16 protein-coding genes and 2 pseudogenes are annotated in these 22,076 nt (G+C 39.3%); 14 read left to right on the top strand and 4 right to left on the bottom strand.

The window, feature by feature from the left end; all coding sequences use genetic code 11:
* Positions 1-60: 60 nt before the first annotated feature.
* The gene (locus tag O1450_RS13780; RefSeq protein WP_269228882.1) at positions 61-429 is read right to left on the bottom strand and encodes a DUF4124 domain-containing protein; all 369 of its coding nucleotides are present in this window, start codon (positions 427-429) and stop codon (positions 61-63) included.
* Positions 430-936: 507 nt separating this feature from the next.
* Between O1450_RS13780 and O1450_RS13775 the strand changes: the two genes are divergently transcribed.
* The 4 genes from O1450_RS13775 (at position 937) to O1450_RS13760 (ending at position 7,016) form a co-directional block, all read left to right on the top strand.
* Positions 937-2,664, top strand: coding sequence for an acetolactate synthase 3 large subunit (locus tag O1450_RS13775; protein WP_269228881.1), 1,728 nt, complete (start codon positions 937-939; stop codon positions 2,662-2,664).
* Complete coding sequence (gene ilvN / locus O1450_RS13770; protein WP_005162601.1) at positions 2,661-3,152, top strand: acetolactate synthase small subunit; 492 nt, start codon at positions 2,661-2,663, stop codon at positions 3,150-3,152. Before O1450_RS13775 ends, ilvN begins: the two co-directional genes overlap by 4 nt.
* A 104-nt stretch (positions 3,153-3,256) precedes the next feature.
* Positions 3,257-4,273 carry a ketol-acid reductoisomerase gene (gene ilvC / locus O1450_RS13765; protein WP_004655853.1) on the top strand — a complete coding sequence of 339 codons (1,017 nt, stop codon included), beginning with the start codon at positions 3,257-3,259 and terminating at the stop codon, positions 4,271-4,273.
* 682 nt (positions 4,274-4,955) lie between these two features.
* Entirely contained in the window at positions 4,956-7,016 is a 2,061-nt protein-coding gene (locus O1450_RS13760; RefSeq protein ID WP_269228880.1) for an EAL domain-containing protein, read from the top strand.
* A 109-nt stretch (positions 7,017-7,125) separates the two neighbouring features.
* Here the strand turns inward: O1450_RS13760 and O1450_RS13755 are convergent, their stop codons facing one another.
* The gene (locus O1450_RS13755) at positions 7,126-8,274 is read right to left on the bottom strand and encodes an alpha/beta fold hydrolase (RefSeq protein ID WP_269228879.1); all 1,149 of its coding nucleotides are present in this window, start codon (positions 8,272-8,274) and stop codon (positions 7,126-7,128) included.
* Between the two features lie 260 nt (positions 8,275-8,534).
* Here O1450_RS13755 and arsC point away from each other — a divergent pair, with 260 nt between their 5' ends.
* The 5 genes and pseudogenes from arsC to O1450_RS13730 form a co-directional block, all read left to right on the top strand.
* On the top strand, positions 8,535-8,969 hold the full coding sequence (gene arsC / locus O1450_RS13750) for an arsenate reductase (glutaredoxin) (protein ID WP_269228878.1): 435 nt from the start codon (positions 8,535-8,537) through the stop codon (positions 8,967-8,969).
* Between the two features lie 58 nt (positions 8,970-9,027).
* Complete coding sequence (locus O1450_RS13745) at positions 9,028-9,348, top strand: metalloregulator ArsR/SmtB family transcription factor (protein WP_046738165.1); 321 nt, start codon at positions 9,028-9,030, stop codon at positions 9,346-9,348.
* A 6-nt stretch (positions 9,349-9,354) separates the two neighbouring features.
* The gene (locus O1450_RS13740; RefSeq protein WP_269228877.1) at positions 9,355-9,828 is read left to right on the top strand and encodes an arsenate reductase ArsC; all 474 of its coding nucleotides are present in this window, start codon (positions 9,355-9,357) and stop codon (positions 9,826-9,828) included.
* Positions 9,829-9,835: 7 nt separating this feature from the next.
* On the top strand, positions 9,836-10,876 hold the full coding sequence (gene arsB, locus O1450_RS13735) for an ACR3 family arsenite efflux transporter (RefSeq protein ID WP_269228876.1): 1,041 nt from the start codon (positions 9,836-9,838) through the stop codon (positions 10,874-10,876).
* Between the two features lie 5 nt (positions 10,877-10,881).
* A pseudogene (locus O1450_RS13730) lies at positions 10,882-11,082 on the top strand (arsenical resistance protein ArsH); the annotation flags it as partial.
* 127 nt (positions 11,083-11,209) lie between these two features.
* Here the strand turns inward: O1450_RS13730 and O1450_RS13725 are convergent.
* Both O1450_RS13725 and O1450_RS13720 read right to left on the bottom strand, forming a co-directional pair.
* Positions 11,210-13,435, bottom strand: coding sequence for a TonB-dependent receptor (locus tag O1450_RS13725; protein ID WP_269228875.1), 2,226 nt, complete (start codon positions 13,433-13,435; stop codon positions 11,210-11,212).
* A gap of 187 nt (positions 13,436-13,622) precedes the next feature.
* Positions 13,623-14,534: pseudogene (locus O1450_RS13720) on the bottom strand (IS5 family transposase).
* A 226-nt stretch (positions 14,535-14,760) separates the two neighbouring features.
* On the opposite strand from O1450_RS13720, the gene O1450_RS13715 reads away from it, so the two are divergent.
* The 5 genes from O1450_RS13715 (at position 14,761) to acnA (ending at position 22,065) form a co-directional block, all read left to right on the top strand.
* The gene (locus O1450_RS13715) at positions 14,761-16,353 is read left to right on the top strand and encodes a peptide chain release factor 3 (protein ID WP_005218358.1); all 1,593 of its coding nucleotides are present in this window, start codon (positions 14,761-14,763) and stop codon (positions 16,351-16,353) included.
* 162 nt (positions 16,354-16,515) lie between these two features.
* Positions 16,516-17,343 (top strand): hypothetical protein, encoded by an 828-nt coding sequence (locus O1450_RS13710; RefSeq protein ID WP_046738517.1) that lies wholly within the window; start codon positions 16,516-16,518, stop codon positions 17,341-17,343.
* Between the two features lie 108 nt (positions 17,344-17,451).
* Positions 17,452-18,366: an RsiV family protein gene (locus O1450_RS13705; RefSeq protein WP_269228874.1), complete on the top strand. Its 915-nt coding sequence runs from the start codon at positions 17,452-17,454 to the stop codon at positions 18,364-18,366.
* A complete protein-coding gene (locus tag O1450_RS13700) occupies positions 18,366-19,181 on the top strand; it encodes a TatD family hydrolase (RefSeq protein WP_269228873.1) in 816 nt (271 codons plus the stop codon). Before O1450_RS13705 ends, O1450_RS13700 begins: the two co-directional genes overlap by 1 nt.
* Positions 19,182-19,308: 127 nt before the next feature.
* Positions 19,309-22,065 carry an aconitate hydratase AcnA gene (gene acnA / locus O1450_RS13695; RefSeq protein WP_269228872.1) on the top strand — a complete coding sequence of 919 codons (2,757 nt, stop codon included), beginning with the start codon at positions 19,309-19,311 and terminating at the stop codon, positions 22,063-22,065.
* Positions 22,066-22,076: the final 11 nt, after the last annotated feature.

Genomic DNA, 22,076 nt, shown 5'->3' with positions numbered 1-22,076 from the left:
TTTACCCAAACAAGGTGGCAAATCTAAAATAGTCACCTTGTTTGAACCGACTAAAACAGTCTAAAGATTTGGTTTTACTCTCACTGGCGCTGTGACAGGTGTTTGAATAGGTGGTGCAGCAGCAGGCGCTTGAGGTATTTCATCTATTGGTGGTCGAGTCATATTTTGATTGGGTTGACTTTCAGACGGTTGATTTTCGTTTTGAGGTTGCTGTGCTTTCTGCGGGATTGCATTTTGAGTGCTACTTCCATAAGTGGAAATTTTATCTAATCGTTTTGCTCCTTTTGGTGGAGGCGTCGTGGTGTAATGGGTTGAACCATTAGCATCCATCCATTTGTAGTACTGCTGAGCATAATTTTGGCTAGAACAAAGAAGCAGAGTCGTAGTTGCGACAGCGTATAGGCTTGTTTTAAAATATGATGGTTTCATAATTTGATCTCCCCCAAAAGAATTTCGTCTATATTCGATCAAAATGTTTGAATTAGCCAATCACAATGCCTATTTTTGTATAAAAAGAAAATAGTTTTTTGATAAATGGGCATTTGGATCGATAAATCACCTTGAACTGAGAGATTAAAAAAACAACAGCTAAAAATTATTCTAAAAAAACCTTTTCTTTATTCTTGACTTTGTGTATGAAAGCAACAAAAATGCTTGCTTAGTTTTATATGCGCTTATTTGATCACCCTTCGAATAAATGTCATGGTTTGCAATGGACATTCTTTCTAGCCGAGAGAATGATTTTTTGAAATATGTTTATCCCAACATGTTTTGATTCGAGATGTAATAACAGCTTATACGGCTGATGAGTCAGAAAATTTTTCCTATTGCAGCAAAAACGAGTAGAATACGCACACTTAGAAAAGTGCATAAGTTAATGAATGAAAATACAATTTATGTCTCCCATAAATTGTACTAACACTAGGGTGAATCACGTTGGAACTTTTATCTGGTGGTGAAATGCTCGTTCGTGCGCTTGCGGACGAAGGCGTAGAGCATGTTTTTGGTTATCCAGGCGGCGCAGTTTTACATATTTATGATGCGCTTTTTCAACAAGACAAAATTAATCATTACCTTGTACGTCATGAGCAAGCTGCTGGTCATATGGCAGATGCATACTCGCGCGTAACTGGTAAAACAGGTGTTGTTCTTGTGACTTCTGGTCCAGGTGCAACAAATACTGTTACTCCTATTGCAACTGCCTATATGGACTCAATCCCAATGGTGATTTTGTCAGGACAAGTTGCAAGTCACCTAATTGGTGAAGATGCATTCCAAGAAACAGATATGGTTGGTATTTCTCGTCCAATCGTAAAACACAGTTTCCAAGTGCGTCATGCCAGCGAAATTCCTGCAATTATTAAGAAAGCATTCTATATCGCAGCTTCTGGCCGTCCAGGTCCAGTGGTTGTTGATATTCCTAAGGATGCCACCAATCCAGCAGAAAAATTTGCCTACGAATATCCTGAAAAAGTGAAGATGCGTTCATATCAACCGCCTTCACGTGGACATTCAGGTCAAATTCGCAAAGCAATTGATGAGCTGATCACTGCTAAACGCCCAATTATTTATACGGGCGGTGGTGTTGTTCAAGGTAATGCTTCTGCACTATTGACTGAACTTGCGCATCTATTGGGTTATCCAGTAACCAATACATTGATGGGCTTAGGTGCTTTCCCAGGTAATGATCCACAATTTGTGGGTATGTTAGGGATGCATGGTACTTATGAAGCCAATATGACGATGCATAATGCAGACGTGATTTTGGCCATTGGTGCGCGTTTCGATGACCGTGTAACCAATAACCCTGCAAAATTCTGTCTCAATGCGAAAGTGATTCATATTGATATAGATCCAGCGACCATTTCTAAAACGATCATGGCGCACATTCCTATCGTTGGTGCTGTTGAACCAGTTCTTCAAGAAATGTTAGCTCAGCTTAAACAGATGAATGTGTCTAAGCCAAATCCGGAAGCAATTGCTGAATGGTGGTCTCAGATTAATGAGTGGCGTAAAGTTCATGGCTTACGCTATGAAGCAGCTCAAAATGGTGAAATGAAACCACAACAAGTGGTGGAAGCGCTTGATCGTGTGACCAATGGTGAAGCGATCATTACGTCTGACGTAGGTCAGCACCAAATGTTTGGTGCAAACTACTACAAATACAAACGTCCACGCCAATGGATTAACTCTGGTGGTCTAGGCACGATGGGTGTTGGTTTACCGTATGCAATGGCAGCGAAGCTTGCATTCCCAGATCAACAAGTCGTGTGTATTACAGGTGAAGCATCAATTCAGATGTGTATCCAAGAATTATCAACATGTAAGCAATATGGCTTAAATGTAAAAATTCTTTGCTTGAATAACCAAGCTTTAGGCATGGTGAAGCAGTGGCAAGACATGAACTATGAAGGGCGTCATTCAAGCTCTTATGTAGATTCTTTACCTGATTTTGCAAAATTGATGGAAGCTTATGGTCATGTAGGTATTCAAATCAATCATGCAGATGAATTGGAATCTAAACTGGCTGAAGCAATGGCAATTAATGATAAATGTGTATTCATTAATGTCATGGTTGATCGTACAGAACATGTTTATCCAATGTTGATTGCAGGTCAGTCGATGAAAGATATGTGGTTAGGTAAAGGGGAGCGCACGGCATGAGACACATTATCTCTGTACTTGTAGAAAATGAAGCAGGCGCGCTTTCTCGTTTGGTCGGTTTATTCTCTCAACGTGGTTACAACATTGAGACTTTAAACGTTGCGCCAACTGAAGATGAAACTTTATCTCGTTTGACGCTGACAACTTATGGCGATGATCACAAAATCGAGCAGATCACAAAACAACTGAATAAATTAGTTGAAGTGGTTAAGGTGGTTGATTTGTCAGAAGGTGCACATATTGAGCGCGAGCTTATGTTGATTAAAGTGAAAGCTTTAGGTGCCGCTCGTGCGGAAATTAAGCGTACAGCTGATATTTTCCGTGCCCAAATCGTTGATGTAACACCAACCACTTATACGATTCAGATCGCAGGTACAACTGAAAAGATTGATGGTTTTATTGATGCACTTGCTGAAAATACCATTCTAGAAGTTGTACGTTCTGGTGTGTCTGGTATCGCACGTGGTGAAAAAGTTTTAAGTATTTAATCGCTTCCCCAATTCTTCATATAGAAATGCAAGAATTGGGAAGTTTCAAAGGATCTATCCTTGTAAAACAAGGGAAATGACAAAAATTTTAGCGGAGAAAACAGATGCAAATTTTTTACGATAAAGACTGTGACTTATCAATCATCCAAGGCAAAAAAGTTGCAATCATTGGTTATGGTTCACAAGGTCATGCTCACGCACTTAACTTGAAAGACTCTGGCGTTGACGTAACTGTTGGTTTACGTGCAGGTTCTACTTCTTGGAAAAAAGCTGAAAATTCTGGTCTTAAAGTATCTGAAGTTCCAGCGGCTGTTGCTCAAGCTGACTTAGTGATGATTTTGACTCCAGATGAGTTCCAATCTCAACTTTATCGTGATGTGATTGAGCCGAATATTAAAGAAGGCGCGACTTTAGCATTTGCTCATGGTTTCTCTATTCTTTATAACCAAGTTGTTCCACGTAAAGATTTAGACGTAATCATGGTTGCTCCAAAAGCACCAGGTCATACTGTACGTTCTGAATATCAACGTGGTTCAGGTGTTCCTGACTTAATCGCAATTCACCAAGATGCTTCTGGTAATGCACGTAACGTAGCGCTTTCTTACGCTTCAGGTGTAGGTGGTGGTCGTACAGGTATCATCGAAACTTCTTTCCGTGAAGAAACTGAAACTGACTTATTCGGTGAGCAAGCAGTTCTTTGTGGTGGTGCGGTTGAATTGGTTAAAATGGGCTTCGAAACTTTGGTTGAAGCTGGTTATGCACCAGAAATGGCTTACTTCGAATGCTTACATGAACTTAAGTTAATCGTTGACTTAATGTTCGAAGGCGGTATCGCTGACATGAACTACTCAGTTTCTAACAACGCTGAGTACGGTGAATATGTGACCGGTACTGAAGTAATCAACGAACAGTCTCGTGAAGCAATGCGTAATGCATTAAAACGTATCCAATCTGGTGAATATGCAAAAATGTTCATTCAAGAAGGTGCGTTAAATTACCCATCTATGACTGCTCGTCGTCGTCAAAACGCTGCGCATGGTATCGAAGTAACGGGTAATAAGTTACGTGCGATGATGCCTTGGATTCAAGCGAACAAGATCGTTGATAAAGAGAAAAACTAAGTTCTAGTTTAATCTTTAAAAAAACCCTTGTTTTTACAAGGGTTTTTTATTGGATCATTCTAATGTTACGCATTGGTTAAACATAGCTCTACTCTTGCACAGGGGAAAAGCGATGCTTTTCTATTTCCCTGCTCCTTGCGTAGGAGACCCTACTCGGGATTCAAGCAAACAAAATCGTAGACAAAGAGAAAACTAAGTTTTATCTCTGAGTTAAAAGAAACCTCTTGTTGATAAATGAGGTTTTTTAATGCTGTTGATAACAGAGTTATAACAATACTGACATTAAAAAGGCATAAGATATTTATAAGCCAAGTACTTTACATCGTACTTAATACATGACAAAAACAACAAAACTGCAATGAGACTTAAGTTCATCGTGCAGTTTAAAACAAATAAGAAGTAACTACTTAAATACTAAAACACCTAGCAAAAATAAATTGGTCTTTCGGTAAAAAAGTACAATAAAAAAGCAAGTCTTTTCATTGGTTTGAAATGATTACATGTTTTTATTCTATTGATTTATAAAATGAAAAAGACTTGACCTTATGCTAGATGATGTTATTGTTAAGGAAAGTTTATGAATACACAATTTGTATCTTTTTTGAGTGTTAATGATCGTTCTGATTTCGAGCAATTCGCTCAACAAATAAAAAAAAGTACTGAATAATCATGGAAGTCCTTTATGGTTCACGTTGATTACGATAGCACATGGGTCATCGTTTCCATTTTGGTTGCAGTAGCGACTTGTTATGCTGCAGTTTCAATGGAAGAACTCGTTTTTAAAGCTGCTTATAAAAAGTTTGAGAAAAGCATTTTAGTAACGAGTGGGTTGACTTTAGGCTTGGCAATATGGGCAATGCATTTTATTGGAATGCTTGCGAGCCATTTACCTGAAGGCTATCATTTTGATATTAGTTTGACTGTGCTTTCATATTTGATAGGCGCAACTGCTTCGGTATTTGCTGTTTGGCTAACGACTAGACCTACTTTACCTATGCCACGTCTGATTTTAGGTGCATTATTCTTAGGGCTAGGGATATCTGGAATGCATTACACGGGGATGTTGGCGCTTTCAGTTGAGCACCATCAATTGAGATATGATCCATTACTCGTGATTTGTTCAGTACTCATCGCTGTATGTGGTTCTGGTTTGAGCTGTTTATTTGTTTTTAAATATAAAACCGCTGTTAAATATAAAACTGCATTAAAGGCTGTCGTTGCAATATTGATGGCTTTTAGTATTGTAGGTATGCATTACACGGGTATGGCAGCCACTTATTTTGATACAGGATTTGTGGAAGCACTTGGTTCAGCACAAACAGAGCAAGCCGTTTTATTATTTACCATTATTTTTATTACCAGTTTAGTGTTTGTCGCTGGTTTTGCTGTCGCAGTTTTAGAAGCCCGATTAGAAGAGCGTAATCAACAATTAGTTAGAATAAATAAAGAATTAGCAACTCAGTCACTACATGATTCATTAACAAAGTTGCCGAATCGATTATATTTGACAGATTATGCAGAAGTAATCTTCAGCCATCATCGTTTACGAGAAGAAAAAGCAGCATTTTTATATGTAGATTTAGATCGCTTTAAATCGGTAAATGATGCTTTTGGACACCATATTGGTGATCAACTTTTAATTCAAATGGCTAATCGGTTACATGAAAAATTAAGTTCAAGCCATAAGCTATTTCGTATTGGTGGTGATGAGTTTGTACTGGTCTCTGAAAACACTGATCTTAATGAAGCGATGTTACTGGCAGAAGAAGTTCTGCATTTTATTCAAGAAGCATATCTGATCGCGACAAAAGAAATTAATATTTCTGCAAGTTTGGGAATCGCGATGTATCCTGAGCACGGTACGAATGTTCAGGATTTATTAATTAATGCAGATGTAGCAATGTTGGCCTCTAAAGAACAGGGGCGGAATACGTTTACTGTTTTCCATTCCGTTACAGATCAGCAAGATGTCCGTAGTCAATCCAAATTAATTAATGATTTGTATAAAGCGGTAGATGAGCAGCAATTTGTTTTATTTTATCAGCCTAAATTCACTGCGAATTATCAAGTTTGTGGTGTTGAAGCGCTCATTCGCTGGAAGCATCCAAGCTTAGGTTTGTTGACTCCTCAAATGTTTATTGAAGGTGCTGAAAAAACAGGGTTAATTATTCCAATGGGCTATTGGGCATTGGAGCAAGCTTGTCAGCAGATTCAAAAATGGGAACGAAGTAATAGTCCTTTTTATCCAATTGCCGTCAACTTATCTGCATTACAATTTGAAAATAAAAAACTTTTTAACGTATTAGAACAGCTCTTAGAACAATATCAAATTCAGCCCCACAATCTTATTTTAGAAATCACTGAATCAACAGCAATGCATCATATTGATTCAAGTATTCGCACTTTAGAACGCTTACGTAAGTTGGGAATTCGGATCGCCATTGATGATTTTGGAACTGGCTATTCAAGCTTTTTATATTTAAAAGATCTGCCTGTTGATGAGCTTAAAATTGATCGCGGTTTTCTCATAGATTTACAACCAAATTCGAAAGAAGAAGCAATTCTAGAAAGTATCATTCACCTTGCCGCTAGGTTAGGCTTAATCGTCACAGCTGAAGGTGTAGAAACACAGCAACAAGCTGATATTTTGACTAATTTAGGATGTAATCAATTGCAAGGTTATTTATTGGGTATACCTGTAAATGTTGAAAATTTAGTGTTGAATCGTCACAACTTTGCTTAATTTATTTTGACTTTACGATATCTATATCATCTATTCACGAAAAAGGCTGCTCATATCTTTTCAAGTAAAAGAGATTCACAGCCTTGATTATTTTAGCAATTATAAGCACTTAATTTGAGCGCTGTTGCAACCATGCGCTAACTACAGGCCAAACTACTTGTGGTGCTTGGCTACCTGAAACCAAACCCATATGACCACCGGGAACGATTTCAAAGGTTTTATCTTGGCTACTGATCAAATCCATTAATGGTCGTACAGCTTCTGCAGTCACAATAATGTCAGTATCCCCACCAACAGCAAGTAGTGAACATTCAATATCTTTAAAATCAGCAGTTTGATCTCCAAATTTCACGAGACCTGTCGAAAGTTCGTTATCAATCCAGAAACGTAAAATAATATCGCGCATTACACCACCAGGATAGGCGAGCATATTGTCAACAAACGAACTTGATGTTGCGTGATTAATGACAAATTGTCGATCGTTCAAATTTTTCAGTAATTGCCAATAATTTTTAAAATTACCTACTGGATCTGTGAGCTTAAATCCAAGCGTATTTTGCCAACCATGAATATGGAAATAGCGGCTCGGAATTTGACGGATTCGAAAATTAGTATTGGTTCGTACCCATTGCGCTGGTGTGTTTAACTTTTGATAAAGCTTGCCAATATAACCTGATTGATGAGTGTCAATTGGTGATGCCAAAATCATTAGATTCTTAATATTTTTATCTTTAAATAATGAGGTATAGCAAAGTGAGATAGCTCCACCGAGACTCCAACCATACAGTGATAGTTGTTGTTGTCCGCTATGTTCACGAATTTTGCTGATAAAGTCGGGCATAAAGATTTTGATATATGTACCGAAATTATATTTAGCTTGTTTACGGCTTGGTGTGCCCCAGTCAATCATATACACATCAAAACCTTGGCTTTGAAAGTAACGAATGAGACTACGATCAGGAAACAAATCGAACACTAAGGTATTCGCTGCTAATGGGGGAATAATAACGAGTGGTACACGGTGTTTATTTTCACCCGATTCTACATTTGCCTTGTAAAACCGTAAGCTAATAATTTCACGTTCATAAACGACTTCAAAAGGTGTTTTTCCTGACAATGCCAGTTGATGTCCCCTCAAGAAACGATCTGCCGCATTTGAAAATACTTGTGCAGCTTGCTTACCCGCACGCGTTTTTAAGATTGATTGGGCTGTTTTAGCATTAACAAAGGTATCTTTAACTTTAGGCAATTGAGTCATCGTGCAAGAACTCTATGGTTACAACTGTGTAGCCGCATATTAGAAGAAAAAGTCTCTAAGCTCAGTGACTCATTTGCTTAACTTGTATTCCAAAATGATCAACTTGAGACAATATTCTGTAATTTACACGATTGAATTTTAAAGTTTTGGAAAAAGAGACAGCAGGTAAACTGATTTAATCGAGGTGTTGGATATATGAATTTGCATATATATGAAAATTCATATATAAAGAATTTAAAAATTAATTAGGTCTTAATTCGATGGCAATTTCATTAGATGTGACGATATATCACAATCCAGCATGTGGAACTTCACGTAACACATTGGCTTTGATTCGTAATACAGGAATTGAGCCAAATGTTATTGAATACTTGATTACACCGCCTACGCGTAGTGAGTTGATTCAACTGATTCAAGATGCCAATTTAACGGTTAGAGAAGCGATTCGTAAGAATGTTGATCCTTATCGTGATCTAGCATTAGATCGTGAAGATTGGACCGATGAGCAATTGATCAGTTTTATGCTGGAATATCCTATTTTGATTAATCGACCATTTGTGGTGACGGCGTTAGGAACTCGCTTGAGTCGTCCATCCGAAGCTGTCTTAGATATTTTGCCATTTGCACAGAAGGGTGCTTTTACTAAAGAGGATGGTGAGCAGGTGATTGATGAAAATGGGCAACGCGTAAATTAAAAATTTGGCTTTTATATATGGAAATTTACATATTCATATAAGCAAATAGGAAGTGAAGATGGATCAAGTGAATTTTTTTAAATGCTTAGCGGACGAAACACGTCTCAATATTGTCACTTTAGTTGCTGAGCATAAAGAATTATGTGTGTGTGACTTGACTGAAAAATTACAACTCAGTCAACCAAAGATCTCTAGACATTTAGCGTTATTACGTTCATCAGGTTTATTGCAAGACAGACGACAAAGCCAGTGGGTGTATTACAGCATTCATCCAGAGTTGCCTGCTTGGTGTCATGAATTACTCAATCTCTTGGTACGTGAACAAACTTCCGCAAGTAACCAATCTCAGTCTCTCCAAATTAAAAGTTATTGTGAGTAATAGCGCATGAAATTTATTTTTCTATGTACTGCGAATAGCTGTCGCAGCATTTTGTCCGAAGTACTTTTTAACAGTCGTGCACCTGAAAATTGGAAAGCATATAGTGCAGGTAGTAAGCCTTCTGGACAGGTTCATCCACTGACGATTGAAACGCTTGAAAACTTAGGCCTTTCAACTGATGGTTTGTGGAGTAAAACCATTGATGACTGTGAACAATATCAGGCAGATGTGGTGATTACGGTCTGTGATTCTGCGGCTCAGGAAGCTTGCCCACTTTATTTAGGCAGTGCCATCAAAGCACATTGGGGCTTGGCTGACCCTTCACATTTAGATGTACCTAAACCAGAAAAATTACAGGCATTCCAAGTAACTGTAGATCATATCAACCGCCGTTTAGATGCTTTATTTGCATTGGATACCACCAATATGTCTCGTCCTGAATTGATTGCTGCAATCAATCACATCTCAGATATTGAATGAGAACATCATGGCTCAACAAAAATTATCCTTTTTAGATCGTAACTTAACCCTATGGATTTTTATTGCCATGGGGATGGGAATTGCGATCGGTGTGTTTTTACCTCAAGCTTCTGTTGCTTTAGACAAAATGAGTGTGGATTCCGTCAATATTCCAATTGCGATGGGTTTGATTTTGATGATGTATCCTCCCTTAGCAAAGGTTGATTACGCGGCGTTGCCTGAAGTATTTAAAGATAAAAAAACCTTAACTTTATCTTTGGTTCAAAACTGGATTATTGCGCCTATTTTGATGTTTGGATTAGCGATTATTTTTCTACACAGCTACCCAGAATATATGACGGGCTTAATTTTGATTGGCTTAGCACGCTGTATTGCGATGGTTTTGGTGTGGAATGGCTTAGCCTGTGGTGATAATCAATATGTTGCGGCATTGGTGGCTTTTAACAGTATTTTCCAGATTTTATTCTTTAGTAGTTATGCTTGGCTATTCCTCACTTTCTTGCCACCTTATTTTGGTATTGCAGGACAAGTCATCCATGTAGATTTTTGGACGATTACCCATGCGGTGCTGGTTTACTTGGGCATTCCTTTTTTTCTTGGTTTCATGACGCGATTGATTTTAGTGAAAGCCAAAGGTCTCGCTTGGTATCAAGATGTCTTTTTGCCGAAGATCAGTCCTTTAAGTTTGTTGGCATTACTGTTTACGATCGTTGCGATGTTTAGCCTAAAAGGTGCTGATGTCGTGAGCTTACCTTTCGATGTGATTCGTATAGCGATTCCATTGACGATTTACTTTGTTGTGATGTTCTTCATGAGCTTCTTTATGAGCAAATGGATGGGTAATGATTACCCTAAAACCACCGCAATCTCTTTTACTGCCGCAGGTAATAACTTTGAATTGGCATTGGCTGTCGCCATTGCGACCTTTGGTTTAGCTTCACCTGTGGCATTTACCACTGTGATTGGTCCATTGGTTGAAGTGCCTGTGCTGATTGCTTTAGTCAGTGTGTCTTTATGGCTCAGAAAAAAGTATTTTAAATCGGTGTAATTGTGATGACTCTTCCAAATGTAGATATGAATTTGATTGATCAACCCACTTTAGAAAAAGTGCAAGCGCAACCCTTGAATCATGCACCACGCATTTTATTGTTGTATGGTTCGAATCGTGAACGTTCCTATAGTCACCTAGCAGTAATGGAGGCAGGGCGCATCTTGGAGCATTTTGGGGCGGAAGTAAAAATCTTTCATTCTAAGCGTTATCGAAATGTGTCAATCAATGCAATTTATAATGTTTATCCATTATGTGGTGATTAAAAAATAGCCTCATCATGAGGCTATTTTTTCATTGAAATCCATCGTTTAACGATGGACTTCTTAGGTCTTAGTATTTGAAGTTAATTGATAATACTGCGCTGCGACCTTCCGCTTCAGTGGCATAGTGTGATTGATAAGCTTTAGTGAAATAACGTTTATCAGATAAATTATTTACATTTAACTGTAAATCAACATTCTTGTTTACGTTATAACGTGCCATTGCATCATAGCGAACATAACCAGACACATATTTAGTATTTGCTGTATCACCATAAACTTTATCCATACCTAATGCACCAGCACCTAGGCTTAGTTGAGGTGATACTTTGTAAGTTGTCCACAGCGTAGCGCTATTTTTTGGAACGTTTGGTAATTGTTTGCCTTGAGCTGGGTTTGGATAAGTACATACACCAGTACGGGTGCATGATGGGCCTGGATTGGTCATTTCACTGTCTAAATAAGAATATCCAGCGGTAATGTCCCATTTATCAGTGATTTTACCAGTTGCGGTAAGTTCAATACCATCAACTTTACTTTCACCACCATTCGTATAAGTACCAGCATCAAGTTGAATACGTGTATTTTGCTTTTCGGTACGGAATATTGCAGCTGTCAGGTTTAAACGATCACTGAGAAGATCCCATTTCGTTCCTAATTCAATGGTACGTGCTTCTTCAGGCTTCAAATCCATATATGCTTGGCCGATAGCTTCAGAACCATCACCACCATCAACACCTACAGGGTTAGCTGATGTTGCATAGCTTGTATAAATCGAACCATTTTCAACAGGTTTAAACGTGATACCAGCTTGATACGTAAAAAAATCTTTCTTGTTTTCAATCTTCGCACCAGTTGCATTAGTTACTTGTTTTGTATCGAACTTATCCCAACGTGCGCCCAAGTCAAGTAACCATTGTGGGCTAAATTCAATATTATCTAATAAGTAGATAGATGTAACTTTAGTCGTGGTCGTTGTTGTATTACGGTTTGCAATAATAGAGCCTAACCATTCATCTTTTGAGTTAGGGTTTGTTAAAGATGTACACCATGCATCATTGATTTTGCAATCACTATTAAAACCACCTGTTGTTGTTCCTGTATAACCTGGGTACTTTGTTGTATAGCTACCTTTATCTGATTTTTGATCGCTATATTCCGCGCCAGTACTAAATTTATGCTTGATTGCACCAGTATTAAATCGACCAGTTAAAGAAAGCTGATCAGTAAAAATATCAGTATCGGTAATACGTGAGTTAATGCGACGCCAAACTTTCTCATTCAATACATTACCTTTAGAATCATCTGGTTGAGTCCAAAGGTAGTCATTAGTTGATTTGTTAAAAACAGCCGTATTACTTAGCGTTAGGTTGTCTGTTAAATCATGTTCTACTTTAATAGTACCAATTTGATTTTCTTGTTTTTGGAAATCGCGACTATGTAAACCATAATAAATACCTTGTTTAACATTTACTGGTTTGCCTACTGTTGCTTTTTTTATAGCATCATAATTATAAGGTACTCCAGAGTCAGGCGTATCATCGGATTTTAAATAGTAATAGCTTAGAGTTGCTCTTGTATCACCATCTAGACCAAAGGTAATGCTTGGTGTAATACCTGCACGTTTATATTCAGCACCATCTTGTTGACCTGCTTTTTCGTTTTGATGACCCATCACAATGACACGTGCTGCGATACCATTACCGAAATCTTTGTTTCCGTCTAAAGTGATACGTGCATAATTATCTGTACCCCCTGAGATCGAGCCTTCTAAAGCATCGCCTTTTTTAGCAACCTTAGAAATCATATTCACACTACCACCAACAGAACCAGCACCACCTAAAGAGGAAGCAGAACCTTTGGTGACTTCAACTTGTTCAACAGCAAACATTTCGCGGTTTTGAGAAGTTGCGTTGCGGACACCATCTACATACATTGAACTTTCTGAGTTATAGCCACGAATAAATGGACGGTCACCATTTGGGTTACCACCTTCACCAGCACCTAAAGTGATCCCTGGAACTGTACGAAGTGCGTCGCTTAAAGTCGTGACTTGAGTATCCGCAATCAATTGTTTTGAAATAACTGAAACTGATTTTGGGGTATCTAAAAGAGGAGCAACGAATTTACGATTAGATGATTGGTCTACTTTTAAACCTTGTTCTTGTTGTGCTTGTGCATGAATCGTTGGGAGTTGTACTGGCTGATCTTGAGCGATGGCTGGTACTGCAATCACGGAGAGTGAAGATGCAATTGCGGAAGATACTAATTTCTTACGTGATTTGATAAAAGACATAATCGTTCACACAGATATGAGAAAAATTTTGAGAATAATAATGATTCTTAATAATAATTTCAATTTATAACTGAACTATTTGTCGGATAGGCGGAAATATAGGCTTTATGTACAAATAAGTTGTCGTCGTACATAGGCTTTGTTGCACAAAGGTTTGAAAGACAATGCTATCCTAATTGAGCTAAATTCAAGTGACAACTTGGGTATGAGGTCGACCAAATACTGTGAATTTATTCAAAACTGCTACACATGCATGAATCTCATTCACCTGACTAGGAAAACTCCTTGCTGTTAATTTATCACCTAATAATTTGATGCAATGCATTTTGGTTTCCACTAAACTTCGATGATGATAACCAGACCATTTTTTCCAAAGTGACCTACCTAGCCGTTTGACTGTTTTTAATAATTCATTCCTCTCTCTAAATATCTCAACTTCTTATCTTTCCAAAGCTTTACATTCTTCCTAGGTGGAATGACTGCATGTGCATCTCAATCTAAAATGACTTGTCGGCAGTGCTTTGTGTCATAAGCACCATCTGTATCGACTGAATCAATTCGTTCATCCAATGGAATTTGATCAAGCAAATCACCAAGCACCTGTGAATCACTCACATTGTTTGTTGTGAGATGAAATGCTCGTATTTGATATGAAGTTTGCGCCATTAGCGACGATATTCAGGCTGATGTTTCTTACGCTTCCATTCGCCTTCACCTAAAAATTTTAACCCTGTAGAGTCGACGAGTAGGTGCAACCCATCACGACTTTTCTGATAGCCTATCGCAATATCAATATGCTTTTGTCGTCTACAGAGCGGGGAGTAATCTGGTGCTGTCCAATTCAAACCACAGCGTTTAATCAGGCTTTGAGCAAAGCCTGGGACCATGCGTAAAGAAAGACGGAATAGAGATTTGATCATTAAACAGCATTGAATCGCTGTATCGGAATAAGTTTGATTTCGTCCGTATTTGCCTTGTGGCTGTGCATACCATTGGTCTTGGAATCAAACCAGATTGAAATATTTCCTCGCTTGATTAAAGCTTGGTTATACGAAGACCAATTGGTTGTACGGTAGATTTTAGGTGCAGACTTCTTCATCTGGAAATTATATTGCTGAAGAAGCCTTCAAGAATAGCTTTGTGCAATAAAGCCATTCGGTTGTTAACAAATAAAGCTTTGTGTGGATAACTTGGTACATATCAACAATCAATAAACAAGTTCACTAAATCTGCTACAATTGTGCCAATTTCGAATTCTCACTTTTCAGTTATGGTACATATCGAGTCATGTGTACGTAACTGTGTACATATTGAAGATTTTTCTCATGAGTTTTAAAGACGAATTAGCGGCACAAGTTGCCCAACGACGTACCTTTGCGATCATTTCCCACCCCGATGCGGGTAAAACCACGATGACCGAAAAGCTTCTGTTATGGGGCAAAGCTATTCAGGTTGCTGGAATGGTTAAAAGTCGTAAGTCGGATCGTGCTGCGACATCTGACTGGATGGAAATGGAAAAAGAGCGTGGAATTTCGATTACCACTTCTGTCATGCAATTCCCTTTTAAAAGTCATACCATTAACTTACTTGATACACCTGGGCATGAAGACTTTTCTGAAGATACTTATCGTACTTTGACCGCAGTAGATTCTGCATTAATGGTCATCGATGGTGCTAAGGGTGTCGAAGAACGTACGATTAAATTGATGGAAGTGTGTCGTATGCGTGACACACCGATCATTTCCTTCGTCAACAAGATGGACCGTGAAATTCGCGAGCCTCTAGAATTGCTTGACGAAATTGAAAACGTTTTGAATATTCGCTGTGTCCCAATTACATGGCCTTTAGGCATGGGGCGTGACTTTGCAGGGGTTTATAACCTACTTGAAAACAAGTTATATGTTTATAAAGCAGGTTTTGGCTCGACGATTACTGACATTGAGGTGCGTGATGGTTATGATCATGCTGATATTCGTGAAAAAGTGGGTGAATTAGCTTGGGCTTCTTTTGAAGAATCACTTGAGTTAGTTCAAATGGCCAATGAACCACTTGATCGTGAATTATTTTTACAAGGTAAACAAACGCCAGTACTTTTTGGTACGGCCTTAGGAAACTTTGCAGTAGATCATGTGCTTGATGCATTTATCAATTGGGCGCCAGAACCAAAAGCACACCCAACACAAGAACGTACAGTAGATGCCAATGAAGAGGGTTTCACTGGTTTTGTTTTTAAAATTCAAGCCAATATGGATCCGAAACATCGTGACCGTATTGCCTTTATGCGTATTTGCTCAGGTAAATATGAAAAAGGCTTGAAAATGAATCATGTGCGTATCGGTAAAGATGTACGTATTAGCGATGCATTAACCTTCCTTGCGGGTGAACGTGAACATTTGGAAGAAGCTTGGCCTGGAGACATTATCGGTTTGCATAACCATGGTACGATTCAGATCGGCGATACATTTACCAGTGGTGAAAAATTACATTTCACAGGTATCCCACACTTTGCACCTGAAATGTTCCGCCGAGTTCGGTTACGTGATCCGCTCAAATCTAAGCAATTGCAAAAAGGTTTGAAAGAGTTATCTGAAGAAGGTGCAACACAGGTATTTATGCCTCAAATTAGTAATGATTTGATTGTCGGTGCAGTCGGTGTGTTACAGTTTGATGTGGTCGCTTATCGTTTGAAAGAAGAATATAAAGTTGACTGTATTTATGAGCCTGTCAGTGTTCATACGGTACGTTGGGTCCATTGTGATGATGAAAAAATTCTCAATGAGTTCAAGAAAAAAGCGCATGATCAGTTATCGGTAGATGGCGGTGGTCATCTGACTTATCTTGCACCAAGCCGTGTAAACTTGCAGTTAATGCAAGAACGCTGGCCAGATATTCAGTTCCGTAACACACGAGAACACTAGAATCTCCCTTGCGGAGCTTTAACGCTCCTCACCCATCTTTATAAAAAAGGGACTTTTTCATGAGTTCTATAACTATTTAGATTCGTGATGCTCCTCCCTTTTATAAAGGGTGAGCTGCGGTTGTAGCAGCGTAAGGGAGGGATTAAAATAAAGGATGATGAGATGAATACTTTAAAACCACTTTTTGCTGTCAGTATAATGATTGGAATGATGGCTTTAACGGCATGTGATCATCCTAAAAAAAATGAGACTGATACAGCTCAAAACAAAAATCAAGTATCAACGCATACTGAAAAAGCCGAAGTCCTGCCATACCTCAATATGCAAGAAGCCAAAGCCGATTATGCCTTACCGTTCTGTGAAAAGAAGAACTGTATTGATGTTGATATTCAAACTATCAAAACCCAAGATGCGTGGCTTAACACATGGATTGCAAAAAATCAGGCCAATGTGATTCAACAACAAATTGAGCAAAACAAGAATTTAACCTTACAGCAAGCCGTGAATGCTTATGTGAAAAAGTCAGATGAATGGCAAGATAAATATTCTAAAAATAAAGCGTATGAGCTGCGCTTAACAACACGTATTGCTTCACAGCGTAATCAGTACGTGTTGTTGCAAATTGGCGTTGATACACAGCAAGAAGATATTGCGGTTAAAGACAGATTTTACTTTTTCGTCGCTGATCGTAAGTTACAGAAAAATCTAACAGTACTCGATGTGATACAGAAAAATCAGCAAAATGAATTAAATAATATTATTCAAGCACACTATCAACAATGGATTGAAAAACAAAGTACAGAAGTGAAGAAACAAGTTCCTAAAAAACTGTATTGGGGACAGGCAGATTGGTTCTTCGATGGAGAAGGAATCGGTTTGCATTATCGTGCCAATGAAATCAGTAAAGATGCACCACAGTTGGATATTTATTTAACCACTGAACAAAGCAAACAGATGCTACAACCTGAAATTTATCAGCAAATGTTTTAATCTACTTGCTTGAGTTTCGTATAGAAATTGCATGCGCTTATAGCGGTTTTGCTTTAACTTCGATAGCATTTAAAAATCTTGTGTAATAACAATACTGATAGGTTTTAAATGAAAGCATTTTATAAATATAGCATTCTTGCAGGTGCGATTTTGCTTGCTGCTTGCCAGCCGAAATCAGAGCCGAAAGAATCACAGGATAAACCGACAGATCCGCCAGTGGTACAGCAAACTGCTGAGGCAATTCTGCGTGGTGAAACCGTGAAATTGCAGGTAAATTTACCTGAATGTAAAGGCAATACTTGTCCAGATTTCACAGTTGAACGATTACAAAGTAATTTCCCATTTATTGATCAGTTACTGGATCAACAGATTCTCAATCAACTGAGTAAAATGCTCGATGTCGTTGATGCTGATACCGCAGCAGCATCCGCACCCAAAACGGCTGAACAAAAAACAGGTTTAGATACTCAAGCACAAGCCTATGCGAATGCTTTTGTAAAGATTGATGAAGAGTTAAAAGCGCTCAGTAGTAGTCATCAGATCAGTCTGATGATTAAGCCTAAAATTTTGCAACCGAAAGGCAAGCTGGCAACTGTAGTGTTAAATAGCAGCAGTTATTTGGGTGGAGCGCATGGTTCAACCTCACAACGCTACTATAACTTTGATTTAGCGAACCAAAAACAGATTCAATTGCATGATTTATTATTGCCGAAGCAAAAAGCAACTTTAGACAAACTGGCACATGAAGCCTTTAAAGTGTGGATTGTCGATTCAAAACTCGCCACTGATCCGAAAGAATATGAACAGGCTTGGCCATTCCAAGTCACCGATAATTTCTTATTGGGTGAACAGGGTTTAATTCTGCAATATGGCGAATATGAGATTGGTCCCTATGTCGTCGGTTTACCGCGATTAGTGATTCCATTTAGTGAATTGCAGGGTGTTTTAAAACCTGAATATTTACCAAAAATTGATACGCCAGCAGCATCTACCCCCGCTGCAAGTACTCCAAGTCAAAGTTAATGCAACTGTTCGATACCCATACCCATTTTGATGTTGCCGATTTTGATATTGATCGGCAGCATCTGGCTGAACAAGCAAAGCAGGTTGGGGTCGATGCTTTAGTGTTAATCGGTTTTGTTGAATCACGATTCGATGAACTGATCAACACTCATCAACAATTACACGCTTGGGAAAATGTGCCATGTTCTTATCTGGCGCCTGGCTTACATCCATTTTATATTGAACAACATCAGCCAGAACATTTACAGCGGCTTGAGCAAGTCTTAAAGCAGCATGACTGTGTGGCTGTAGGCGAAATTGGTTTAGATACTTTTTTAAAACAACATAAACAACCCGAACTGTTTGCCAAGCAACAGCACTATTTTAGTGAGCAATTGGTATTGGCAATGCAGTATCAAAAACCAGTGTTATTACATATCCGTAAGGCACATGCAGAAACCATTGCCATTTTAAAAACACAAAAATTCAAATTGGGTGGCATTGCCCATGCGTTTAGTGGTGGTGTCGAAGAAGCCAAAGCCTTGGTTAAACTGGGTTTTAAAATTGGGGTGACAGGACAAATTACCAATCCAAATGCCAAAAAACTGCATCAAGTGGTACAAGCGATAGGCAGTGAAAACTTGGTGATCGAAACCGATTGTCCAGATATGACACCGTTGTGTTGCCAAACTTCGAGCGAGCATCGTACCCGTAATACCCCTGTGAATTTACCTTATGTGCTGGAGAGTTTGGCTCAGTCCCTTAACCAGCCTGAATTACAGCTGGCTGCACAACTTTGGCAAAATTCACTGACTGCGTTGCGACTTAAATTTTAAGAGAATAAGCAAATAATCTCGTTAAAAATAAGATAACCAAAAGGGAACACACTCTTTTCTAAACAGGCTTACATTAAAGGAAGAACATCATAATAAATAAACTCGCCAATACTGGGAGGGTAACCGAATGGCTAGATATAGCAAAATCAATAGTTTTAATGCATTACAGACACTCACCGTTGGTTCGACATCCTACCAAATTTATAGTTTAGCTAGAGCAACCGAAACACTTGGCAATATTGATAAATTGCCAAAGTCTTTAAAAGTTTTACTCGAAAATTTACTTCGTTTTGAAGACCAAAAAAGTGTAAAAGTGCAGCATATTCAGGCCTTGGTCGATTGGCAGAAAACCAAAAGTTCTGATCAGGAAATTCAATATCGCCCTGCACGGGTGTTAATGCAGGATTTCACTGGTGTTCCAGCAGTGGTCGATCTGGCTGCGATGCGTGCCGCAATGTCTCAAGCAGGCGGTGACCCCAATCTGATTAATCCTTTATCTCCTGTGGATCTGGTGATTGACCATTCGGTGATGGTGGATCATTTTGCTGATGAAAATGCGTTTGCCGAGAATGTTAAAATTGAAATGCAACGGAATGGTGAGCGTTATCAATTCCTGCGTTGGGGACAATCTGCCTTTAATAATTTTAGTGTGGTGCCACCTGGTACAGGGATTTGCCACCAAGTCAATTTAGAATATTTAGCGCAAGCTGTCTGGTTAGGTGATGATGAAGGTCAGGTGTTTGCCTTTCCAGATACCTTAGTTGGAACAGATTCACATACCACTATGATCAATGGACTAGGGGTTTTAGGCTGGGGTGTGGGGGGTATTGAAGCCGAAGCAGCAATGCTCGGGCAGCCTGTATCCATGTTGATTCCAGAAGTGATTGGATTCAAACTCACAGGCAAATTGAATGAAGGCATTACTGCGACCGATTTGGTTCTGACCATTACCCAAATGCTGCGTCAAAAAGGCGTGGTGGGTAAATTTGTTGAGTTCTATGGCGATGGTTTGGCTGATTTACCTTTGGCAGATCGTGCCACCATTGCCAATATGGCACCTGAATATGGTGCAACCTGTGGTTTCTTCCCGATTGATGACGTGACATTGGGGTATTTAGCCCTAACTGGTCGTAAACAAGAACGTATCGATTTAGTTGAAGCCTATAGTAAACAACAGGGGCTATGGCGTCATGCAGGCGATGAACCTGTATTTACCGATACCTTGAGTCTGGATATGAGTACCGTACAAGCCAGTCTGGCGGGGCCAAAGCGCCCACAAGATCGGGTTTTGTTGGGCGATGTTCCGAAAACGTTTAATGCGTTGATGGAGCTGAATTTAAAACCAGCCAAAGAAGCCAAAGAACGTTTAGAGAATGAAGGCGGCGGAGGTACGGCTGTTGAAGCCAAGAAAGCGAATTTAGCGCATGAAGAACCTGCTTGTACCATTGATGGAAAATCGTATCCATTGAATCATGGCGATGTGGTGATTTCCGCGATTACTTCATGTACCAACACTTCCAATCCAAGTGTCATGCTGGCAGCTGGTTTGCTGGCGAAAAAGGCTATTGAAAAAGGCTTACAACGTAAACCTTGGGTGAAAAGCTCATTGGCACCAGGTTCTAAAGTGGTCACTGATTATTTAGCGGCTGCAGGTGTAACACCATACTTGGATGAGTTGGGTTATAACTTGGTTGGTTATGGTTGTACCACCTGTATCGGTAACTCTGGGCCTTTACCTGAACCGATTGAAGAAGCAATTCAGTGCCATGATTTGAATGTGGCTTCGGTGCTTTCAGGTAACCGTAACTTTGAGGGACGTGTTCATCCATTGGTAAAAACCAACTGGTTGGCGTCTCCACCTTTGGTCGTGGCTTATGGTTTAGCGGGGAATATCCGTACTGATTTAACCACCCAACCAATTGGACAAGGCAAAGATGGACAAGATGTTTATTTGAAAGACATTTGGCCAAGTCAGTTTGAAATTGATCAAGTACTGCAAAAAGTGAATACTGACATGTTCCATAAAGAATATGCAGCGGTGTTTGATGGTGATTCAACTTGGCAGGCGATCCAGATTCCACAAAGCCAAACTTATGCGTGGCAGGATAATTCGACTTATATTCGACATCCGCCATTTTTTGAGAAAATTAATCAGCCTCCGAAGGCCATTCGCAATATTGAACAGGCACGCATCTTGGCGGTGTTGGGAGACTCAGTCACCACCGATCATATCTCTCCAGCAGGAAATATCAAGAAAGACAGTCCAGCAGGACGCTATTTACAGCAACAGGAGGTTGAGCCGAAAGATTTCAACTCTTATGGTTCTCGACGTGGTAATCATGAAGTGATGATGCGCGGAACTTTTGCCAATATCCGAATTAAGAATGAAATGCTGGGTGGTGAAGAGGGTGGAAGTACCATTTTCATTCCAACAGGTGAAAAGCTGGCGATCTATGATGCATCCATGCTGTACCAGCAACAGAAAACACCGTTGCTGATTATTGCAGGTAAGGAATATGGCACAGGTTCGTCACGAGATTGGGCTGCAAAAGGGACTAATCTCTTAGGCGTTAAAGCGATCATTGCTGAAAGTTTTGAACGGATTCACCGTTCTAATTTGGTCGGCATGGGCGTATTTCCATTGCAGTTTGTGGATGGGCAAACCCGTCAATCCTTGAACCTCACTGGCCGTGAAGTACTGTCGATTCATGGCCTATCTGATGATATCCAACCACATCAAACGCTAGATATTCAGGTGGTACGAGAAGATGGCGGTCAAGACCAATTCAAAGTGTTATGCCGCATTGATACCTTGAATGAGGTGGAATACTTTAAAGCAGGCGGTATCTTGCATTATGTATTACGCAATCTGATTGCTGCATAACGAAACACACT

This window comes from Acinetobacter sp. TR11 (assembly GCF_027105035.1).
Lineage (GTDB): Bacteria > Pseudomonadota > Gammaproteobacteria > Pseudomonadales > Moraxellaceae > Acinetobacter.
The sequence above is the reverse complement of the archived record's forward strand: the minus strand, read 5'-3'. Positions and strand labels throughout refer to the sequence as shown.

Excerpts from the sequence above, each read along its gene's own strand:
- O1450_RS13755 (WP_269228879.1), bottom strand. The coding sequence starts at position 8,274 with ATGACTCAATTGCCTAAAGTTAAAGATACCTTTGTTAATGCTAAAACA.
- O1450_RS13745 (WP_046738165.1), top strand. The coding sequence starts at position 9,028 with ATGGATCAAGTGAATTTTTTTAAATGCTTAGCGGACGAAACACGTCTC.
- ilvN (WP_005162601.1), top strand. The coding sequence starts at position 2,661 with ATGAGACACATTATCTCTGTACTTGTAGAAAATGAAGCAGGCGCGCTT.
- O1450_RS13725 (WP_269228875.1), bottom strand. The coding sequence starts at position 13,435 with ATGTCTTTTATCAAATCACGTAAGAAATTAGTATCTTCCGCAATTGCA.
- O1450_RS13780 (WP_269228882.1), bottom strand. The coding sequence starts at position 429 with ATGAAACCATCATATTTTAAAACAAGCCTATACGCTGTCGCAACTACG.
- O1450_RS13710 (WP_046738517.1), top strand. The coding sequence starts at position 16,516 with ATGAATACTTTAAAACCACTTTTTGCTGTCAGTATAATGATTGGAATG.
- O1450_RS13715 (WP_005218358.1), top strand. The coding sequence starts at position 14,761 with ATGAGTTTTAAAGACGAATTAGCGGCACAAGTTGCCCAACGACGTACC.
- arsB (WP_269228876.1), top strand. The coding sequence starts at position 9,836 with ATGGCTCAACAAAAATTATCCTTTTTAGATCGTAACTTAACCCTATGG.
- O1450_RS13760 (WP_269228880.1), top strand. The coding sequence starts at position 4,956 with ATGGTTCACGTTGATTACGATAGCACATGGGTCATCGTTTCCATTTTG.
- O1450_RS13705 (WP_269228874.1), top strand. The coding sequence starts at position 17,452 with ATGAAAGCATTTTATAAATATAGCATTCTTGCAGGTGCGATTTTGCTT.
- arsC (WP_269228878.1), top strand. The coding sequence starts at position 8,535 with ATGGCAATTTCATTAGATGTGACGATATATCACAATCCAGCATGTGGA.
- O1450_RS13700 (WP_269228873.1), top strand. The coding sequence starts at position 18,366 with ATGCAACTGTTCGATACCCATACCCATTTTGATGTTGCCGATTTTGAT.
- acnA (WP_269228872.1), top strand. The coding sequence starts at position 19,309 with ATGGCTAGATATAGCAAAATCAATAGTTTTAATGCATTACAGACACTC.
- O1450_RS13740 (WP_269228877.1), top strand. The coding sequence starts at position 9,355 with ATGAAATTTATTTTTCTATGTACTGCGAATAGCTGTCGCAGCATTTTG.
- ilvC (WP_004655853.1), top strand. The coding sequence starts at position 3,257 with ATGCAAATTTTTTACGATAAAGACTGTGACTTATCAATCATCCAAGGC.